An 18,019-nucleotide genomic window follows, 5' to 3' on the forward strand; every position below is an offset into this window, starting at 1 on the left:
TGTTGCATGCCACGGTGTTTCAGGGCGAATCGAGAGGACGGCTCTGCTAGTATGGCGGGCTTTTGTTGCGCCAAGGGTTTCGGCAGCGCGCTTGCACATGGCGACCAGCCCAGGGTGAGGCGCGGCCGACGAGGGCGCCAGGGCGTGATGCGAACAACGGGCGGTGAGGGGAATGATCCATGAAGGTTGACGTGGTAGTGATTGGTGCCGGAGCCGCCGGTCTGATGTGTGCGCTGACGGCGGGCTACTCCGGACGCTCGGTGCTGGTGATCGATCACGCCAACAAGCCGGGCAAGAAGATCCTGATGTCCGGCGGCGGGCGCTGCAACTTCACCAATATGGCGACGACCCCGGCCAACTTCTTCTCCGCCAATCCCCACTTCTGCATCTCGGCGCTCAAGCGCTATCGCCCGGAGCACTTCGTCGAGCTGGTCGAACGCCACGGCCTCGAGTACGTCGAGAAGGCGCCGGGACAGTTGTTCTGCGCCGACTCCGCCAAGGACCTGCTCCAGGTGCTGCTGACCGAATGCGACTGGGCCGGCGTCGAGCTACGCCTGAAGACCAGCGTCGAGCGCATCGAACGCCAGGGCGAGGGCATGCGCCTGGCCACTTCCGCCGGGCGCATCGATGCCGGTGCAGTGGTCGTCGCCACCGGTGGGCTGTCGATCCCCAGCATGGGCGCCACCGGCTTTGGCTACGATATCGCCCGTCAGTTCGGCCTGGAGGTCACCGATACCCGGGCGGCGCTGGTGCCCTTTACCCTCACTTCGCAGTGGAAGGAGCGGGCGGCGGCGCTTGCCGGGGTGTCCACCGACGTCGTCGCCCGCTGTCGCGGGGGCGAGTATCGTGAACCCTTGCTGTTTACCCACCGTGGGCTGTCCGGTCCCGCCATGCTGCAGATCTCCAGCTACTGGCAGCCCGGCGACGACCTCGAGATCGACCTGATGCCCGGCAAGGACGCCTTCGAGGCGCTGTGTCAGGCCCGCCGCGATACCCCCAAGCGTCGCCTGTCCACCTGGCTGTCCGAGCACTACCCCAAGCGCCTGGCGCAGTCCCTGGTGGAGTGGCAAGGCGATGACGGCGTACTCGCCGAGCGCTCCAACGCAAGCCTTGCGGCCTGGGCGGACTTCCTCAACCGCTTTCGCATCAAGCCCTCCGGCACCGAAGGCTGGCGCACCGCCGAGGTGACCATGGGCGGCGTCTGCGTCGACGCCATCTCGTCGAAGACCTTCGAAGTCCAGGGCCTGCCCCAGCTTCGCTTTATCGGCGAGGTGCTCGATGTCACCGGCGAACTCGGCGGCTACAACTTCCAGTGGGCCTGGGCGTCGGCCGTGGCCTGCGGCCAGTCGGTGTAGACGCTTCGTCCCCCCCTGCCTACTCATGCGACGGCAAGGCCTCCATCTCGCTGACCAGATGGTCGATGAAGCGGCGGATGCGGATCGGCAGGTGATCGGCGTAGGGGTAGACCGCGTAGATGTCGGCGTTGGGTAGCTGGTAGTCCGGCAGCACCCGTACCAGGCGTCCCTGCTCCAGATGTTCGTGCACGTCCCACTCGGCGCGCACGGCGATGCCGTGGCCGCGAATGGCCCAGGTCAGCACGCTCTCGCCGTCGTTGGCCGACAGGTTGCCACGGACCTTGACCTGATGGTGACGTTCTCCCCGGGTGAAGCGCCAGTTGCCGTAGGTGTCCTCGTTCTGTCTGAGCACGATGCAGTTGTGTTCGCTCAATGCTTCCGGGGTGTCGGGATGCCCGTGTTTCTTCAGATATTCGGGTGATGCACAAAGCAGACGTCGGTGGGAGGCGATCTTTCTGGCATGCAGTCCCGAGTCGGGAAGGGTGCCGAATCGGATACCGATATCGAAGGCATTTGCCACCAGATTAAGCGGGTGATCCGAGAGGTGAAGCTGACAGTCGATATCGGGGAATTGTTCGACGAAAGATGCGACGAAAGGAGCAATGTGACGTCGACCGAATCCGAAGGGGGCGTTGATTCTTATCTGTCCCGAGGCTTCGTCGGCGTTCACCTTTAGTGCATGGTGAAGCGCTTCCATGTCGGCCAGCATGCGCTTCGCGTAGCGCAACATGACGACCCCGTCCGGGGTCAGACTCATGGCTCTCGGGGTGCGGTAAAAAAGCTGGGTGTCCAGGGATTTTTCCAGATTTGCCAAGCGCTTGCTGGCAGCAGCCGGGGTGATGTCGAGATCCTTTGCGGTGCGCGACAGGCTGCCCGCTTCACACAGGATGACAAAGAATTCGAGGTCGGCAAGCGATTTCATGGTTAACCCAGGCGTCATGGTAGCTTCAACCGCCAGTCTATTGCCGCCAATTGTCCCTGTCACCTAGCCTTCGTGAACCCGGCAAGACCTCCGGTTTACAGAATCTTCAGTGAGGTGACAGCAGATGAGAACGCATAAGGTGGCGGTGATTCCCGGTGACGGTATCGGCCTTGAGGTCATCGAGGCAGGCAAGCAGGTCATCGAGGCGCTGGCCAAGAAGAGCGGCGACTTCAACTTCGAATTCGAGGACTTCGACTGGAGCTCGAAGCGCTATCTGGAACAGGGCGAGTACATCCCCGAGGGTGGCCTCGCTAAGCTCGCGAAGTTCGACGCCATCTACTTTGGCGCCGTGGGCAGCCAGGACGTGCCCGACCACGTGTCGCTGTGGGATCTGCGCCTGGCCATCTGCCAGGGCTTCGATCAGTACGCCAATGTGCGCCCCGCTCGGGTGCTGCCGGGTGTGAAGAGTCGTCTCGAGGGCGCCGACAAGATCGACTGGGTGATCATCCGCGAGAACAGCGAGGGTGAGTACTCCGGCAACGGCGGGCGCGTGCACCAGGGGCTGCCCGACGAGATCGGCACCGAGCTTTCCATCTTCTCGCGCAAGGGCATCGAGCGGATCCATCGCTTTGCCTTCGAGATGGCCCAGAGCCGCCCGCGCAAGAAGCTGACCCTGGTGACCAAGTCCAATGCCCAGCGTCACGGCATGGTGCTGTGGGACGAGGTGTTCTTCGAGGTGGCCAAGGACTTCCCCGAGGTCGAGATCGATCGTGAGCTGGTCGATGCGGTGACCACCCGCATGGTGCTCAAGCCCGAGACCCTGGATGTGGTGGTCGCCACCAACCTGCACGCCGACATCCTCTCGGATCTTGCGGCAGCGCTTTCCGGCAGCCTGGGTATTGCGCCTACCGCCAACCTCAACCCCGAGCGCAGCTTCCCCTCCATGTTCGAGCCGATCCATGGCTCTGCCTTCGATATCGCGGGCCAGGGGATCGCCAATCCGGTGGGCTCGTTCTGGACCGCGGCGATGATGCTCGAATACCTCGGCGAGAACACCGCCGCCGAGCGCCTGATGGCAGCCATCGAGCGCCTGACCGAGTCCGGCATGCAGACCAAGGACCTGGGCGGCGACGCCATGACCCGCGACGTGACGGCGGCCATCTGCGCCGACATCGAGGCCCAGGGCTGAGTCTGAGATCCCCGTCGTTTCCTGCCCCCTGCGGGCAGGAGGCGATGACCTTGTCCCCGTCGGATGGCATCGATGCCGAAACACCGACGCGGGATTCGGGGAGGCTCGGCTTTCGAGCAGAGACTCCCCGCTCCACGAGCCCATCGAGAGGCTTGGCAGTAACAATCACAACGCCAAGGAGCAACGCCATGAAATCCCAAACCCTTCTTTTCAGTGCAGTGATCGCCGCGGTGGCGGCGAGTCCGAGCATGGCCGCCGACGACCAGAGTGACTGGCCCCAGAGTGTCACCATCGGCACCGGTAGCCAGGGCGCTACCTACTACATCTACGGCAGCGGCTGGGGCAACCTGGTCGGTGAGCGCACCGGCATCTCGTTCGGCGCCGAGGTCACCGGTGGCCCGGTACAGAACGTCACCATGGTGCAGATGGGCGAGCACGAGTTCGGCATGGTCACCATGGGACCGGCCTACCAGGCCTGGCAGGGCAACAGCAAGCTGGCTCCGGGGGTCGAGCACACCGACGTGCGCGCAGTCTTCCCGATGTACCAGACGGCGCTGCAGGTGATCGCGCTCGAGGACTCGGGCATCGACTCCATCGATGACCTCGACGGCAAGACCGTCGGTATCGGGCCGGCCGGTGGTACCGGCGATCTGTATTTCCCGCAGATCTTCGACAAGCTCGGGATCGAGGCAGATACCCGCAACGGCGGCGCTGCCGACCAGGCCGGTCAGGTCCAGGATGGCCTGCTCGATGCGTTCGCGTTCGCCTCGGGGATTCCGGTATCGGCGTTCAGTCAGCTGGAAGCCCAGGCCGACGTCAACATCTTCTCGTTCTCGCCGGAGGAGAGTGAGCAGTTCCTCGAGGACTTCCCGGCACTCAGCGCCTCGTCGATCCCGGCCAGCGCCTATCAGTCGCTGGACGAGCCGACACCGGCGGTGTCGATCTGGAACTTCGCCATCACCCACAAGGACATGCCGGAGGGACTGGTCTACGAGGTCACCAAGGCCGTGATGGAAGAGCATGAGCGCATGCTCAAGGTTCATGGCTCGGCCAAGGAGACGCTGCCGGAAAACTTCTCCCAGAACAGCTTCATGCCCTGGCATCCGGGCGCCGTGCGCTGGTTCGAGGAGAACGGCTACGACATCCCGGACGATCTGGAAGGCTGAAGTGCTATGGCGCCGGCCGTCTGAGACGGTCGGCCCTTGAAGCTCGTGAGCCGGGGTCCGCCAGGGCCTCGGCCCTCGTGACCTGAGGTACAGCGAGATGACAACGACAAGACAACCGGAGCCCGCTGACGAGGTGGCTCCGCTTCAGACGGTGGTGGCGGATGGCGCCGACGAGCTGCCCCGTGCCCACAACGAGCGCGTCCTCGGCGGGCTGGTCGGCAGGACAGTGATGCTCGGCTGCGTGCTGTTTACCGCGATGCACCTCTACGCGCTGAATATCGCGCCGATCGAGACCTGGACCTTTCGCATTCTGCACATCGCCGGTGGACTGATGGTCGGCTTCGCCATCACCGCAGCGATGTCGGTGGACCCTGAAGGCGGGGCCGGCAAGGGCTCAAGGCCAGCAGGACTCGAACGTCTCGCTGCGCTGATCACGGCACTCGCCAGTGGCTACGCGGGTGCCTGCGCGCTGGCCCTGTGGGGGCTGAGTGAAGGCCCTGGTGTGGCGGTGACCAACTGGCTGCCGCTGCATCTGGCGGTGGCGCTGGCGATCGCCAGCGTGGCGGGGGTGGTATCGAGCTGGTGCTTTCCCAGTCGTGGTGATCGCATTCACTGGCCGGATCTGGCGCTGATGGTATCGGCGCTGGTGGTGGCGGCCTTTCTGATCTTCGTACTGGGACGCTGGCGCATGGCGGCGGGCACTCCGCTGGTGGGCACGCCTGAGCTGCTGGTCTCGGCCAGTGGGGTGCTGTTGATCATGGAGCTGACCCGGCGTATCGCCGGTCTGGCGCTGATCGCCATCACCAGTGTCTTCCTGCTCTACGCCTTTGCCGGGCCCTACCTGCCGGGCATCCTCGAACATGACGGCTACACGGCCAAGCGCTTCTTCACCTACCTGTACACCGACAGCGGGGTGCTGGGGCCGACCACCGCGGTGTCGTCCACCTACATCATCCTGTTCATCACCTTCGCCGCCTTTCTGCAGGCCTCCAAGGTCGGGGACTACTTCGTCAACTTCGCCTTCGCCGTGGCCGGGCGTTCGCGCGGTGGTCCGGCCAAGGTGGCGGTATTCGCCTCGGGGCTGATGGGCATGATCAACGGCACCTCGGCGGGCAATGTGGTGGCCACCGGCTCGCTGACCATCCCGTTGATGAAGCGGGTGGGCTACCATCCGCTCAGCGCGGGCGGCATCGAAGCGGCAGCCTCCACCGGTGGCCAGATCGTGCCACCGATCATGGGCGCCGGCGCCTTTATCATGGCTGAGATCACCGGCATCCCCTATACCGAGATCGCCTTCGCCGCGCTGATTCCGGCGGCGCTGTACTTCCTCGCCATCTATCTGATGGTGGACCTGGAAGCCCGGCGCGACGGCATGCAGGGTCTGCCCAAGGACCAGTTGCCGCTGGTCACCGAGATGCTCAAGCGGGTCTATCTGTTCCTGCCGATCATCATCCTGATCACCACCCTGTTCATGGGCTATTCGGTGATCCGTGCCGGCACCCTGGCGATGGCCAGCGCCGCCGTGGTGTCCTGGCTGACGCCGCACTGGATGGGGCCCAAGGCCTTGCTGCGGGCGCTGGAACTGGGGGCCCGAATGTCGGTGCCCTTGATCGCAGTGTGCGCCTGTGCCGGCATCATCGTCGGCGTGATCTCGCTGACCGGCGTCGGTGCGCGCTTTGCCTCCATGTTGCTGGGGCTGGCCGACACCAGCCACTTCCTGGCGCTGTTCTTCGCCATGTGCATCTCGATTCTGCTTGGCATGGGCATGCCGACCACGGCGGCCTACGCGGTGGCGGCGTCGGTGGTGGCGCCGGGGCTTCAGCAGATCGGCATCTCGCCGCTGGTGTCGCACTTCTTCGTGTTCTACTACGCGGTTCTGTCCGCGATCACGCCACCGGTGGCGCTGGCCGGCTACGCGGCGGCGGCGATCTCCAACACCAATGCGCTGAAGACCGCGGCCACTTCGTTCAAGTTCGGCCTGGCGGCGTTCATCGTGCCCTTCATGTTCTTCTACAGCCCCGAGCTTCTGATGCAGGGGACCTGGTGGGCGATCTTGAGGGTGGCGATCACCGCCGGTATCGGCATCTATCTGCTGGCGGCGGCGCTTCAGGGCTATTTCCTGGCGGCTCCGGCGAATCTGCTCCAGCGTGTGGTGCTGGGGGCAGCCGCCCTGGCGATGATCTCCGGTGGCCTCGTCACCGACTTGATCGGCCTGGGACTGGGCGCGGCGATCTGGGGCGTGCAACGCTGGCGCCACAAGAGCGCCGGTACGTTGCCCTCCTGAGGAGCGCAAGGCAGCAAAGCCAGGACGCCGCGGTACCTGGCGTCCTGGACCTGAGCGCAAGCCCAGGTGGTAAATCGCGGGGAGGCGGCCTACGGGCCGCCTCTTTTTGTGCTACTACCGTTTGCAGACGTGGAGGCTTCCTGTTCAAGCGATGCCTGTTCGCCACTTTTTTTCTCAGCCGCCCAAGGAATCGGCTACCAGCGACGTCTTTACATATAGATGCCCCCCTGTGGGGTGATGTGTATTTCCGAGAGCCCGACCGCGAGGAGCGGCCACTTGTCGATTCAAGAGCCCGAAACCCGGGCGCCAACGGATGTAGAACTGGTGAAGGGCGCCGCCGGAGGCGAGCGTGAGGCCTTCGCGCGCCTGCTGTCTCGCCACTACGACCGGCTTTATGTGCTGGCCTGGCGGCTGACCGGCAGCCGCGCCGAGGCCGAGGATCTGACCCAGGACATCTGTCTTGCGTTGCCCGACAAGCTAATCCGCTTCGATGGGCGCGCCGCCTTTACCACCTGGCTCTATCGGGTCGCGGTCAACGCCGCCCACGATCGTCGCCGGCAGCAGGCCACGCGGCGCAAGGCTGCCGAGGGCTGGGAGGCCTGGGAGCAAGACCGACATCGGCGCAATCGACAGCGCGACGATGAACAGCGCTGGCTCGCCAGGGCGATGGCGACGCTGTCGACTGATCTGCGTGACACCGTGGCGCTGTCCCTGGGCGAAGGCATGACCCAGGCGCAGGTGGCCGAGGTGCTGGAGGTTTCAGAAGGTACCGTGGCCTGGCGCATGAGCGAGGTGAAACGACAATTGAGCGCGCTGGCCCAGGCGGAGGAGGAAAGATGAGTGATGAGCTGAAGCGCCTCGAACGGGCCCTGTCATCGGCACCCGCGCCGCAGGCGGAGGTGAAGTCCGGGCATCTAAAGGCGGCGCTTGACCGGTTCGATCAACGTCAGGCCGCCGACCAAGAGTCCAACGCCGAGTCACGTCTCTCGGGGGAAGGCCGCGACGACATCAGGTCGCGGCCGCGTTCACCCCGGAGGGATGCCAGCATGAACCGATCGCTTAGCCACAGCCCGTCACACCGTAGCCCATTGCATCGTCGACCCTTGCATCGTCGACCAACGCTGGCTGCCGCCGCCTCGCTGGCGGCGATGTCACTGGGGCTTTACCTGCTGTGGCCCCAGGCCCAGGACTTCGACGCCATGACAGGGCCCGAGCCGAGCCAGGATGCCGAGATGGCCGTCTCGCCACCTCGAACTGCCAGCAAGCCCGAGTCTGCCCCTGAGTCGACCGAGGGCGAACGTCTGGCGATTGTGGCGAGCAAGACAGGACCGGTGGCAGACCAGATGGCCGGTGACATGCCCCTTGATACGGCCGTCGTGACGGCTGTCGAGACGGAAAGCAAGTCTGCGGGGCAGGTCACTCAGTTGGCCGAGGCTCCCAGGCTCTCTGTGTCGCGATCTCCCGCGCTCTCTTCTTCACCATCGACGTCGCTCTCTCCTTCGACATCGATGGAGATGCGCGGCCTGATGCCGAGTCAGGAGGTCGCACGGATAGCGCCCTTGCCGAGCCCGGGACCTTCGGTCCAGATGCCCACCGACACCTCGGAAGCCTATCCCGAGTTCGACGCCTCGAGTGTCAGGGTGACCGCCGAGACGCCGGTGTCGACCTTCTCGGTGGACGTGGACACGGCAAGCTACGCGGTGGTGCGTTCTTCGCTGATGCAGGGAGAGTTGCCGCCGCCCCAGGCGGCGCGCATCGAGGAGATGATCAACTACTTCGGCTACGACTACCCCCAGCCGGACGCCGAGGCCTTTCGCCCGATGGTCGATGTCTTTGCCTCGCCGTGGAATCCCGAGCGTCAGCTGGTGCGCGTGGCGCTGCAGGGAAGGGCGGCCACGCCTGGCCCCCGCTCGCCGGTCAACCTGGTGCTGCTGATCGACACCTCCGGCTCGATGCGCTCGCCAGACAAGCTGCCCTTGCTCAAGCGCTCCATGGCGCTGTTGCTGGGTGAGCTGAATGACGACGACGAGGTCGCCATCGTCACCTACGCCGGCAGCGCCGGGGTGGCACTGGCACCGACTGCGGCATCGAACACAGAGGAGATCATGCAAGCGCTCGAGAGCCTGGCGCCCAGCGGCGGTACCGCCGGTGAAGCCGGCCTGAGCCAGGCCTATCGGCTGGCGGGGCAGATGAACGGCGAGGACGAGACGACCCGGGTGCTGCTGGCCACCGACGGTGACTTCAATCTTGGCCTGAGTGATCCCGAGGCGCTAGAGCGCTTTATCGCCGACCGGCGTGAGGGCGGCGTATATCTGTCGGTGCTGGGCTTTGGCCGAGGTAATCTCGACGACGCCGTGATGCAGTCGCTGGCCCAGCATGGCAACGGCCAGGCCGCCTATATCGACAGTCTGGCCGAGGCGCAGAAGGTGCTGGTGGACCAACTGGCGGCGTCGCTCGAGCCCATCGCCAACGACGTCAAGGTGCAGGTCGAATTCAATCCGGCGCGGGTGCAGGAGTATCGCTTGATCGGCTACGAGACCCGAGCGCTCAGGCGGGAGGACTTCCGCAACGACCGCGTCGATGCCGGCGATATCGGCGCGGGTCATCAGGTGACGGCGCTCTACGAGATTGCCCCGGTGGGCTCGAGGGCTGCCCTGACCCGGCCATCTCGCTATCAGCAGGGACAGCAAGTGACGGAGGGCCAGCATGACGAGCTGGGGCATGTGGCGCTGCGCTACAAGGTGCCTGGGGAGTCGCAAAGCCGCCTGATCGAAACGCCGATCTCGCCAGGCCTGACGACAGCCGACAGCGAGGCGTCCTTCGCCGCCGCCATCGCCGGCTTCGGCCAGCTGCTGGGTGACGATCGCTACCTGGGCGACTGGGGTTGGGATGAGGCTATCGCGCTGGCCGAGGCCAGCAAGGGCAAGGATCGCTACGGCTATCGCGCCGAGGCGGTACGCCTGATGCGCCTGGCCGGCGGACTGTCGGATCGCTGAGTTTCTGCGCTACGCTTGAATGCATCATCTATTTCTTGTGCAGGAGAGAGTGTATGGCCAAGGCGCTGGGACAACGGCGGCTGGGGACGGTGCTTGAAGCCGTCATCCTCGAGATGCTCGATGAGGCTCGTCAGGCCTATCCGCGCATCCAGGACCCCGAGGACAGCGAAGGGCTGCACGATTTTCGGGTGGCCTTGAGGCGCCTTCGCAGCACCATCAAGGAGTATGGCGATCAGCCGGGGTTTGCGATCGACAAGGCGCTGTTGCGCCAGTTGACGGCGCTGGCGCGAGCCACCAACGACGCTCGTGACGGTGAGGTGATGCTGGCCTGGCTCGATAGTGTGGCCGAGACGACGGGAGCGCCGGAGCGTGGCGCCATCGGCTGGTGGCGGGAGCGCCTGGCGGCGCAGGTGGAACAGGAGTACGCCTCCATCGACGCCAGTGTGGCGGGGTTTCCGCTGCTCGACACCCGCCTGCGCGAGGCTGCCGGCAAGGCCGCTCTCAAGGACAAGGGCAAAGACAAGGACAGCAAGAAGAAGGACAAGAACAAGGACAAGAAAAAAGGCAGCAACAAGGCCGGCAAGGAGCCTCGGTTTGGTGACGCCTCGGCCCAGGTGCTGGCCCGGCTTGGTGAGGGCTGGCTTGAGGAACTCGCCGCGGTAAAAGGGCGCGAGGAAGAAGAGACGCTGCACCGGCCGCGTATCACCGGCAAGCGGCTGCGCTACCTGCTGCGTCCTTGGCGGGAACAGGGCGAGGTCTTCGCCGAGCTCGAGGAAGAGCTGAAGACCTTTCAGGATGCCTTTGGCGATCTCCATGACGATCTGGTGAGGGGCGACGTGCTTACCACGGCGGCGCTCTTGCATACCGAGGAAGAAACCCTGGATCGCCTGGAGGCAGCGCTCGAGCAGGCCTCACCCAGGGCCACCGCGCCTCGCCACCTGCGCGGTTTCATGCTGCTGCACGCGCACCACGAGGCGCAGACAGAGCAGAACCTCAAAAGGGTGCAGGCGCTATGTCGCAAGCCGCGCCTGGAGCGTCTCGAGGCCAGGATCAATGAGGCCGTGACACTGATGAAGGCTCCGCAATAGCGCTGAAAAAGACCCAGGGCGGCCCTGAGGGCGCGCCCGAGAACAAGCCTCGGGCCGTTCAATCAGGCCAGGCGCTGTTCGATCTCCTTCCACAGGCTGGCGTAGGCGCGGCACGCTGGGGTATAGGGGGCGAAGTGGCGTACTGGGGCGCGCTCAAGCCCCATGCGCTCGACCGCACTGGCCGCCGGGATGACGCTGGACAGCCGCAGCGGCCAGCGCTTGCCGAAGCTTTCCATCACCTCGCGATGCATGGTGCGGCGACGATCGGCCAGGGTGATGAAGGGCCACAGCGGGCAGACCAGATCCTGGTCGTCGAGGAAGGTCTCGAGTTGCTCCAGGGTGCGTAGCGAAAGGGTGGAAGGCACCACCGGCACCAGCAGGGCGTCGACGCTGGTGAACATGTTCTCGGACATGTGGGACAGCGTCGGTGGGCAGTCCAGGATGACCAGATCGTACTCGTCGCGTACCTTGCCGAGGATCTGACGCAGATGACTGGAGCCATGATGCTCGAGCAGCTGGTCCATCTCGCGGGAGTCCAGCGAGGCCGGCAGCACATCGAGGCCATCCACGTTGGTCGAGCGGATGACCTTGTTGAAGGCCGCCTTGCCTTTCACCAGCTTCTCGACGCCACCGCGGATCTTGGGCTTGATCTTCAGATAGAACGTCGTTGCCGCCTGGGGATCCAGGTCCCACAGCAGCACCCTGTGGCCACAGGCGGCGGCTTCGCAGGCTAGATTGACCGCCGACGCCGTCTTGCCCACGCCCCCCTTGATGCTGTAAAGCGACAACATCCGCATCGCAATTCGCCCCGTGAATTTGATGAACTAGAACAACGACTTTAGCACAGCTTTGTGCAGTGAATGGCGTTGTTCACCAGGGGATATTGACGTTGTTTTGTATACGGTCTTGGTAGTCGCTGCAACAACAACCTTTCTTGATTGAAGTTCTGGGCGCTGAAGGTCTGGGCGCAGAGGGGCAGGGTACTGTAGAGCTGGACAGAGAGGGGGCGGTGTCCTGTCAGCGCTTGACCAGACGCCTGACGCGCTGGATGGCGAGACCGGTCACTACCAGCTTGCGACCCCAGCGAGCCAGTCGGCCGGGGTGGCGCAGCACGGGAATCAGCGCCGTGCCGGCGGCAAGCAGGGCCGGCGTACGATAGCGACTGAGGGCCTGCCAGCCGGCGTCGATGCGCTCTCCGGCAAGATGGAAACGGCGCGAGGCCAGCAGGATGTCCAGCCGCTGCTGTTCGATGGTGGCCTCGAGTTCGGCCTTGCGCTCGGCGCGAGAGGGGCTCGCACGGCGGTCATCGCGGCTCATGGCATTGCTCCCTGACGTGTCGGCAGAAAGATGGCGGCTCATCGACGATGTGGCTCATCGACGTCCGGCCGCATCGATTCTTCGGCAAGCTCTCGATCCAGGGCCAGGTGCTTCAAGGTGCTGACCAGCAGCGTGCGACGGCGTGCCAGGCGCATGGCCGCCAGGGCCAGCCCGACGCCTCCTGCCAGAAGCACCGCCGCGCATACGGCGATGGCGGTAAGCCGGAAGGAGTTCCAGAACAGCACCACGACGAAGGCCGTCAGGGTGGCGATGCCGAGCATCAACAGCACCATGCTCAGCCCCAGCAACAGGGCCAGGGTTACCAGTCGAGCGCGTTCTTCCTCGAGTTCCAGAACGGCGAGACGCAGGCGCGTCTCGCCGGTGGCGATCAGGGTCGAGAGGACCCGCTTGCCCGCCCCGAATAGCCGTTGTGCCGGTCCTTGGCTGTCTGCCATCAGCGCCGCCCGATCAGCATACCGACGATGCAGCCGACGGCAGCACCGATGCCGATGCTCTTCCAGGGGTTGTCGTGGACGTAGCGATCACAGGCATCGACCTGGTCGGTGACGCTGTCGCGGGTCTGACGGTAGACGCGCTCTCCAGTGGCTTCGAGGCGAGCACGGGTATCCTTCAGTCGTGCCTCTGCCTTGCTGCGCCATTCCTTGACGGTCTCGCTGGAGTCGTCGGCGGTGGCGCTCAGCAGGTCTTCGAGGGTGCTCGATAGCTGCTTGAGGTCGTCCCTGAGCTGCTCGGTGGAGGCGCTGGAGCTGCTGGTGTCCGCGTCGCTTGCAGCGCTCTTGGCGTTGGACTTGCTGGCGGTGGTGCTGGAGCTTCGTGTAGCCATCGTGTCTTCCTTTGACGCAGGTGGATTAACGGTACCAGAGATGAATCTTTACCCGTTCATGCTCGCATCAGAATAGCAGTCACGGCAATGGCCGGCGGCCGACTGTGCAAAGAAGCACAATTGGCCGCCGCCGGCATCACGGATTGAAGCCGCCCGCCGAGAACAGCGGGTTCATGCTGAAGCCGATACCCAGGCGATTGACGCGCTCGTCGTAGTCGATAAGGCTCTCGCCGTAGCCATAGTAGTACTGCACGTGGCCACGCACCTTGCCGAACAGCGGCCAGGAGTAGTCGAGTTGGGTGCCGTAGTTGCCTTCGTCGGGGTTGCCGCGCATCAGCAGGCTGGCTTCGTGGGTATCGAACATCTGCCGGGCCACGGTGACGTCGGCATAACCCACGTAGTCCTCGATGTCGGGGTTGTCGTCATCACTATCGTCTTCCGGGATGCGCCAGAACGGCGAGACTGCCAGCGCCCACTCGTCGTTGATCCAGGAAGTGGTGCCGATGACCCGGTTCCAGCTGCGAGACAGCGGGTCCGAGCGGCCATTGGACTGGTGATTGAGCGAGATGCGGTTGTTGACGTTGGTCCAGCCCCACAGGGTGGTGTCGTTCTGGAAGTCGATGAAGAACTCAGGCTCGTAGTTGGTCTCGCGAAACGGCGAGGACTCGTCGCTGTTGTAGGCCTGCCACCAGCTCTTCTGGGTGTAGGCGAAGTAGAGGTCGGCGTTGTCGAACAGCACGTCCTCGGCGATGTTGAACTTGGCACTGAACTGAAACTTGAGTTCGGTGTTGTCCATGTCAGCATCGTCTTCACCGGCACGAAAGGCGCCGGAATTCGGGTTGGTGTTGTAGCTGATCGGCAGGATGTAGTTGCGTCGGTGGGTGGTGATCGAGAACGGGTTGCTCTCGGACTCCTGCTCCAGCTGACGACGCTCCTCGACGGTCTCCTCGATGGGCTTGCCCGAGGCACGTGCAACGATCTCCTCGGAGGCGGGCAGACCGGTGGTGTCGGGGGCTTCGGCGTTGACCGTCGATGAAGTGCCGGCGCTACTGACGGCCACGGCCTGTGCACCCTCGCGCTGGGCCTCGTCATCGTCGAGTTCATTTTCCAGCTTGGCGAGCTCAGCCTTCAGGGCCTCGATACGCGCCTCCTTGGCCGCGCGCTCGGCGTCGGACAGGCCGCCGTCGGCGACGGCCTGTCCACTGATGGCAAGCGCCAGCAGGGAAGGGAACAGGGAGGAACGGACGGCGGGGCGGGTCATAGGGTGAATCCATTCGACAGGTTGAGGCGTTGTTCTACCATGGCGGCGCAGCGAGTCAACTTCGTGGAAGAATCTTGCACTGGATTGCCATACTGACACACTGGGTTGAGAATCTCGCCTCCTCCACGCTGCGACAGGAAGTTCTCTTAAGATGCCCAGCTCGCCTTCTTCGTTGTTCCGAATACTCCCCCTCTTGCTGGTGTTGCTGCTGTCTCTGCTGTCGGTATCTGCGGTGGTGGCCCAGGAAGCGCCCGAGAAGAGGCTGCCGGACAAGCAAGAGCTGCAGTCGCGCCTTGACGAGCGCGTCGCCAATGCCAGCGATCCGCCAAGCGCCACGGCGCAGGAAGAGATCGATGCGCTGTCAGAGGCGATCGATGCGGTGGAGAAATTGGCCGAGGTCGAGCGTGACCTGGAGAGTCTAGAGCGGCGTATCGAGGAGGCACCCGAACGGCTGGCGGCGCTGGAAGAAGCGCTGCGCCAGAGTGAAGAAGGCGAGTCGCACAATCTGGCTGAGCTCGAGGGGCTGAAGATGCCGGCCGTCGAGCAGCGCCTGAGCGACGCCACCCGAGTGCTGCAGTCGACCCAGGATACCCTGACCAGTGTGCAGAGCCAGTTGCTGGGGGCCCAGACGCTGCCGGAGCGGGCGCAACAGGCCATCACCGAGGCCAATCGGGAGATGGATGAGGCGAGGGTCAAGCTCGAAGACCTCAATCGTCGTGACGTGCCGGAAGATGCCCCCTTGCGGGTGGCGGCGCGGGCGCGCCAGGCTCTGGCCGAGGCTCAGCTCGAGCTGCACCAGCGTCAGCTCAATACCAATACACGTATGCGTGAGGTGCTGCAGCAGCGCCTCGCGCTGTTGAAACTGGAGGCGGCAAGCGAGGAGGCCTGGGTCTCCGCGCTGCAGGGTCGGCTCGATCGACTGCGCCGCGAGCAGACCGAGCGGGCCATCGCCGAGGCAGTGCGCGATGAGCCAGAGGCCATCTCACGGCATCCGGTGATTCAGGCGGCCCAGACCACCAACCGGCAGCTCTCCAAGGACTTGCTCAACGCCACCTCGCGAGCCAACGATCTGGTGCGTGACGGACTCGAAGTGCGTCGCCAGCTCGAACGGGTGCGTCGCCTGCAGCAGGGGCTGACCCAGAACATCGAGGCGGTGCGCGGCAGTGTACTGTTGTCTCGCATCCTGCGTGAGCAGCGCGGATCGCTGCCCGAAGTGCAGCCACGGCCGGGCCTGCGTGACGAGATCGCCGATGTACGCCTGGCGCAGTTCGAACTCGACAGCGAACGCGACGCCTTGCGCTCCCCGGAGGCACTGGCAAGGGAGGTGTTGGCGCAGGCCGAGGTGGATGAGCCCGAGCCCCTGGTGGAGCCGCTAGTGCAGCTGTTCAATTCTCGGCGTGAGCTGATCAGCCAGCTAGAGCCCACCTACGGTCAGATTCTCACGGCTGCCATCGATATGCAGCTCAACCAGCAGCAGTTGCTCGACATCAGTGCGCAGCTGCGCACAAGTATCGACGAACAGCTGTTCTGGGTGGCCAACGCCAGGCCCATCGATCTCGGCTGGCTGATGAAGATCCCCCAGAACCTGATGATGGAGTGGCGGGAAGGCGAGTGGCGCCAGATCCTGCCTCACAACTGGCGCTGGCCGGGGCCTGGTGCCTGGGTAGCGGTCCCGGTACTGCTGGTGGTGTTGCTGCTGCTGGCGCTCAGGCGCGCGATCATGCGTCGCCTGGTCACCCTGCACGACCAGATCGGTCGACTTCGCTACGATTCTCAGCTGCATACGCCCAAGGCGGTGGCGCTGAACGCCCTGGTGGCCGCACCGGGACCGCTGTGCCTGGTGGCCTTCGGCCTGCTGTTGACCCTCGGTGGCTCCGAGGTGGCAGCGGATGTCGGCTACTCGGTACTGCAGCTTTCACTGGCCTGGGGCGTGGTCGCCTGGTCGCGTCGCCTGCTGGTCAGCGACGGCGTGGCGACACGTCATTTCCACTGGCCGGTCAAGTACGTGGGCAAGCTGCGCTGGTGGCTTTTGTGGCTTGGCGTCAGCATGGCGCCGGTGCTGCTGATCGCGCCGCTTGCCAGGGACGCTGCGGTGACGTTCAACCAGCGCCCGCTGGGGCTCGGACTGTTGCTGCTGGGGCTGATCGGCATGAGCGTTGCGCTCAGCAAGCTGATCATGGCCCACACCCCCTTCTTCGGGGTGAAGCTCTTTCGTCTGGTGCTGGGGCTGGCGCTGGCGATGGTGCCGGTGGTGCTGGGTGGCGCCGTGCTTTATGGCTACGTCTACTCGGCGTTGAGTCTGGTCAGCCGCTTCGTGATCTCGTTGTACCTGCTGGGCGTGTGGATCCTGGTCGAGGCAGCGGTGGTCCGCGGATTGGCGGTGGCGGCCCGGCGTCTGGCCTATCGTCGTGCGCTCGCCCGCAGGCGAGCCCTGGCCCAGGACGACAACGACCGTGGCCTCGATATCGTCGAAGAGCCGCCGCTGGACATGGAGCAGGTCAACCAGCAGTCGCTGAGGCTGTCCAAGCTGCTGCTGACCATCGGCTTCGCCGCCTTGCTGTATGTGGTCTGGACCGACTTTCTCGGGGTCATCGGCTACCTCGATAACGTCACCCTGGTGGAAGGTGCCACCGGAGAGGGTGGCGAGGCGCTGGAGGACAACCTGAGTGTCGGCGACGTGCTGGTGGCCTTGTTCATCGCCGGGGTGACCATGATGCTGGCGCGCAACCTGCCGGGTCTGCTCGAGGTGATGGTGCTGTCGCGCCTGGAGCTCAAGCAGGGCAGCGCCTACGCCATCAGTTCGCTGTTGTCCTACACCATCGTCGGCACCGGTACGGTGATGACCCTGGGCGCACTTGGGGTGTCATGGGCCAAGTTGCAGTGGCTGGTAGCGGCGCTTGGCGTGGGTCTCGGTTTCGGTCTTCAGGAGATCTTTGCCAACTTCATCTCGGGTCTGATCATCCTGTTCGAACGGCCTGTACGCATCGGCGACACCATTACCCTGGGCAACCTCACCGGCACGGTGAGCCGGATTCGCATCCGCGCGACCACGGTCACCGACTTCGATCGCAAGGAGATCATCATCCCCAACAAGACCTTCGTCACCGACCAGCTGATCAACTGGTCACTGTCGGACAGCGTGACGCGGGTGACGTTGAAGTACGGGGTCAGCCACGACGCCGATCGCAGCCTGGTGCATCGCCTGCTAGAGCAGGCCGCCGAGGAGAACGAGCGGGTGCTGTCCGACCCGCCCCCCGAGATCTACTTCATGGCCTACACCGCCAGCACCATGGAGTACGAGTTGCGCATCTACGTGAATGCCCTGGGGGATCGACTGCTGGCCACCGACGAGCTCAACGGCCGCATCGGCGACATGTTCTCCGAGCATGGCATCCGCATCGCCTTCGACCAGCTCGATGTACACATTCGACGCTCGGGGCAGCGCGACGTGTGGAAGGGCGTGCATCGCGTCAAGGGCGACCCCCAGGAAGGCCACCCGCCCCCCGGGGCCAAGGGTGACCCGGGTGACGTCGGTATCGGGGATGGCGGCGGCAGCGATGGGGGCGGAGACGCCGGCGGGCGCTAAGGGCGGCCGAC

14 protein-coding genes are annotated in these 18,019 nt (G+C 64.7%); 8 read left to right on the top strand and 6 right to left on the bottom strand.

Annotated features, from left to right (window positions below; translation table 11 throughout):
- Positions 1–179: 179 nt before the first annotated feature.
- On the top strand, positions 180–1,355 hold the full coding sequence (locus tag NFH98_RS06955; protein ID WP_349622396.1) for a BaiN/RdsA family NAD(P)/FAD-dependent oxidoreductase: 1,176 nt from the start codon (positions 180–182) through the stop codon (positions 1,353–1,355).
- 19 nt (positions 1,356–1,374) lie between these two features.
- Here NFH98_RS06955 and NFH98_RS06960 read toward each other — a convergent pair whose 3' ends face one another.
- Positions 1,375–2,277, bottom strand: coding sequence for a LysR family transcriptional regulator (locus NFH98_RS06960; protein ID WP_108132603.1), 903 nt, complete (start codon positions 2,275–2,277; stop codon positions 1,375–1,377).
- A 124-nt stretch (positions 2,278–2,401) separates the two neighbouring features.
- Here NFH98_RS06960 and NFH98_RS06965 point away from each other — a divergent pair, with 124 nt between their 5' ends.
- The 6 genes from NFH98_RS06965 (at position 2,402) to NFH98_RS06990 (ending at position 11,000) form a co-directional block, all read left to right on the top strand.
- Positions 2,402–3,466, top strand: coding sequence for a tartrate dehydrogenase (locus NFH98_RS06965; protein ID WP_045993316.1), 1,065 nt, complete (start codon positions 2,402–2,404; stop codon positions 3,464–3,466).
- A 188-nt stretch (positions 3,467–3,654) separates the two neighbouring features.
- Complete coding sequence (locus NFH98_RS06970) at positions 3,655–4,632, top strand: TAXI family TRAP transporter solute-binding subunit (RefSeq protein WP_045993315.1); 978 nt, start codon at positions 3,655–3,657, stop codon at positions 4,630–4,632.
- A 97-nt stretch (positions 4,633–4,729) separates the two neighbouring features.
- Positions 4,730–6,916 (top strand): TRAP transporter permease, encoded by a 2,187-nt coding sequence (locus NFH98_RS06975; RefSeq protein WP_045993314.1) that lies wholly within the window; start codon positions 4,730–4,732, stop codon positions 6,914–6,916.
- 276 nt (positions 6,917–7,192) lie between these two features.
- Positions 7,193–7,756 carry an RNA polymerase sigma factor gene (locus tag NFH98_RS06980; protein WP_349622397.1) on the top strand — a complete coding sequence of 188 codons (564 nt, stop codon included), beginning with the start codon at positions 7,193–7,195 and terminating at the stop codon, positions 7,754–7,756.
- Positions 7,757–7,962: 206 nt separating this feature from the next.
- On the top strand, positions 7,963–9,912 hold the full coding sequence (locus NFH98_RS06985; protein WP_349622398.1) for a vWA domain-containing protein: 1,950 nt from the start codon (positions 7,963–7,965) through the stop codon (positions 9,910–9,912).
- A 53-nt stretch (positions 9,913–9,965) separates the two neighbouring features.
- Positions 9,966–11,000, top strand: coding sequence for a CHAD domain-containing protein (locus tag NFH98_RS06990; RefSeq protein ID WP_349622399.1), 1,035 nt, complete (start codon positions 9,966–9,968; stop codon positions 10,998–11,000).
- A 62-nt stretch (positions 11,001–11,062) separates the two neighbouring features.
- Here NFH98_RS06990 and NFH98_RS06995 read toward each other — a convergent pair whose 3' ends face one another.
- From NFH98_RS06995 to NFH98_RS07015, 5 genes are all read right to left on the bottom strand, one after another.
- Positions 11,063–11,797, bottom strand: a complete 735-nt coding sequence (locus tag NFH98_RS06995; protein WP_124804312.1) for a ParA family protein — start codon at positions 11,795–11,797, stop codon at positions 11,063–11,065.
- 220 nt (positions 11,798–12,017) lie between these two features.
- Entirely contained in the window at positions 12,018–12,317 is a 300-nt protein-coding gene (locus NFH98_RS07000; protein ID WP_045993311.1) for a YqjK-like family protein, read from the bottom strand.
- 38 nt (positions 12,318–12,355) lie between these two features.
- Positions 12,356–12,772, bottom strand: coding sequence for a phage holin family protein (locus NFH98_RS07005; protein ID WP_045993310.1), 417 nt, complete (start codon positions 12,770–12,772; stop codon positions 12,356–12,358).
- Positions 12,772–13,161, bottom strand: coding sequence for an ElaB/YgaM/YqjD family protein (locus tag NFH98_RS07010; protein ID WP_045993309.1), 390 nt, complete (start codon positions 13,159–13,161; stop codon positions 12,772–12,774). Before NFH98_RS07010 ends, NFH98_RS07005 begins: the two co-directional genes overlap by 1 nt.
- A 136-nt stretch (positions 13,162–13,297) precedes the next feature.
- Positions 13,298–14,422: a phospholipase A gene (locus NFH98_RS07015; protein ID WP_349622400.1), complete on the bottom strand. Its 1,125-nt coding sequence runs from the start codon at positions 14,420–14,422 to the stop codon at positions 13,298–13,300.
- A 151-nt stretch (positions 14,423–14,573) separates the two neighbouring features.
- Here NFH98_RS07015 and mscK point away from each other — a divergent pair, with 151 nt between their 5' ends.
- Positions 14,574–18,008: a mechanosensitive channel MscK gene (gene mscK / locus NFH98_RS07020; protein WP_349622401.1), complete on the top strand. Its 3,435-nt coding sequence runs from the start codon at positions 14,574–14,576 to the stop codon at positions 18,006–18,008.
- The last annotated feature ends 11 nt before the right edge of the window (positions 18,009–18,019 follow it).

The organism is Halomonas sp. H33-56, assembly GCF_040147035.1.
GTDB classification, from domain to species: domain Bacteria; phylum Pseudomonadota; class Gammaproteobacteria; order Pseudomonadales; family Halomonadaceae; genus Halomonas; species Halomonas litopenaei.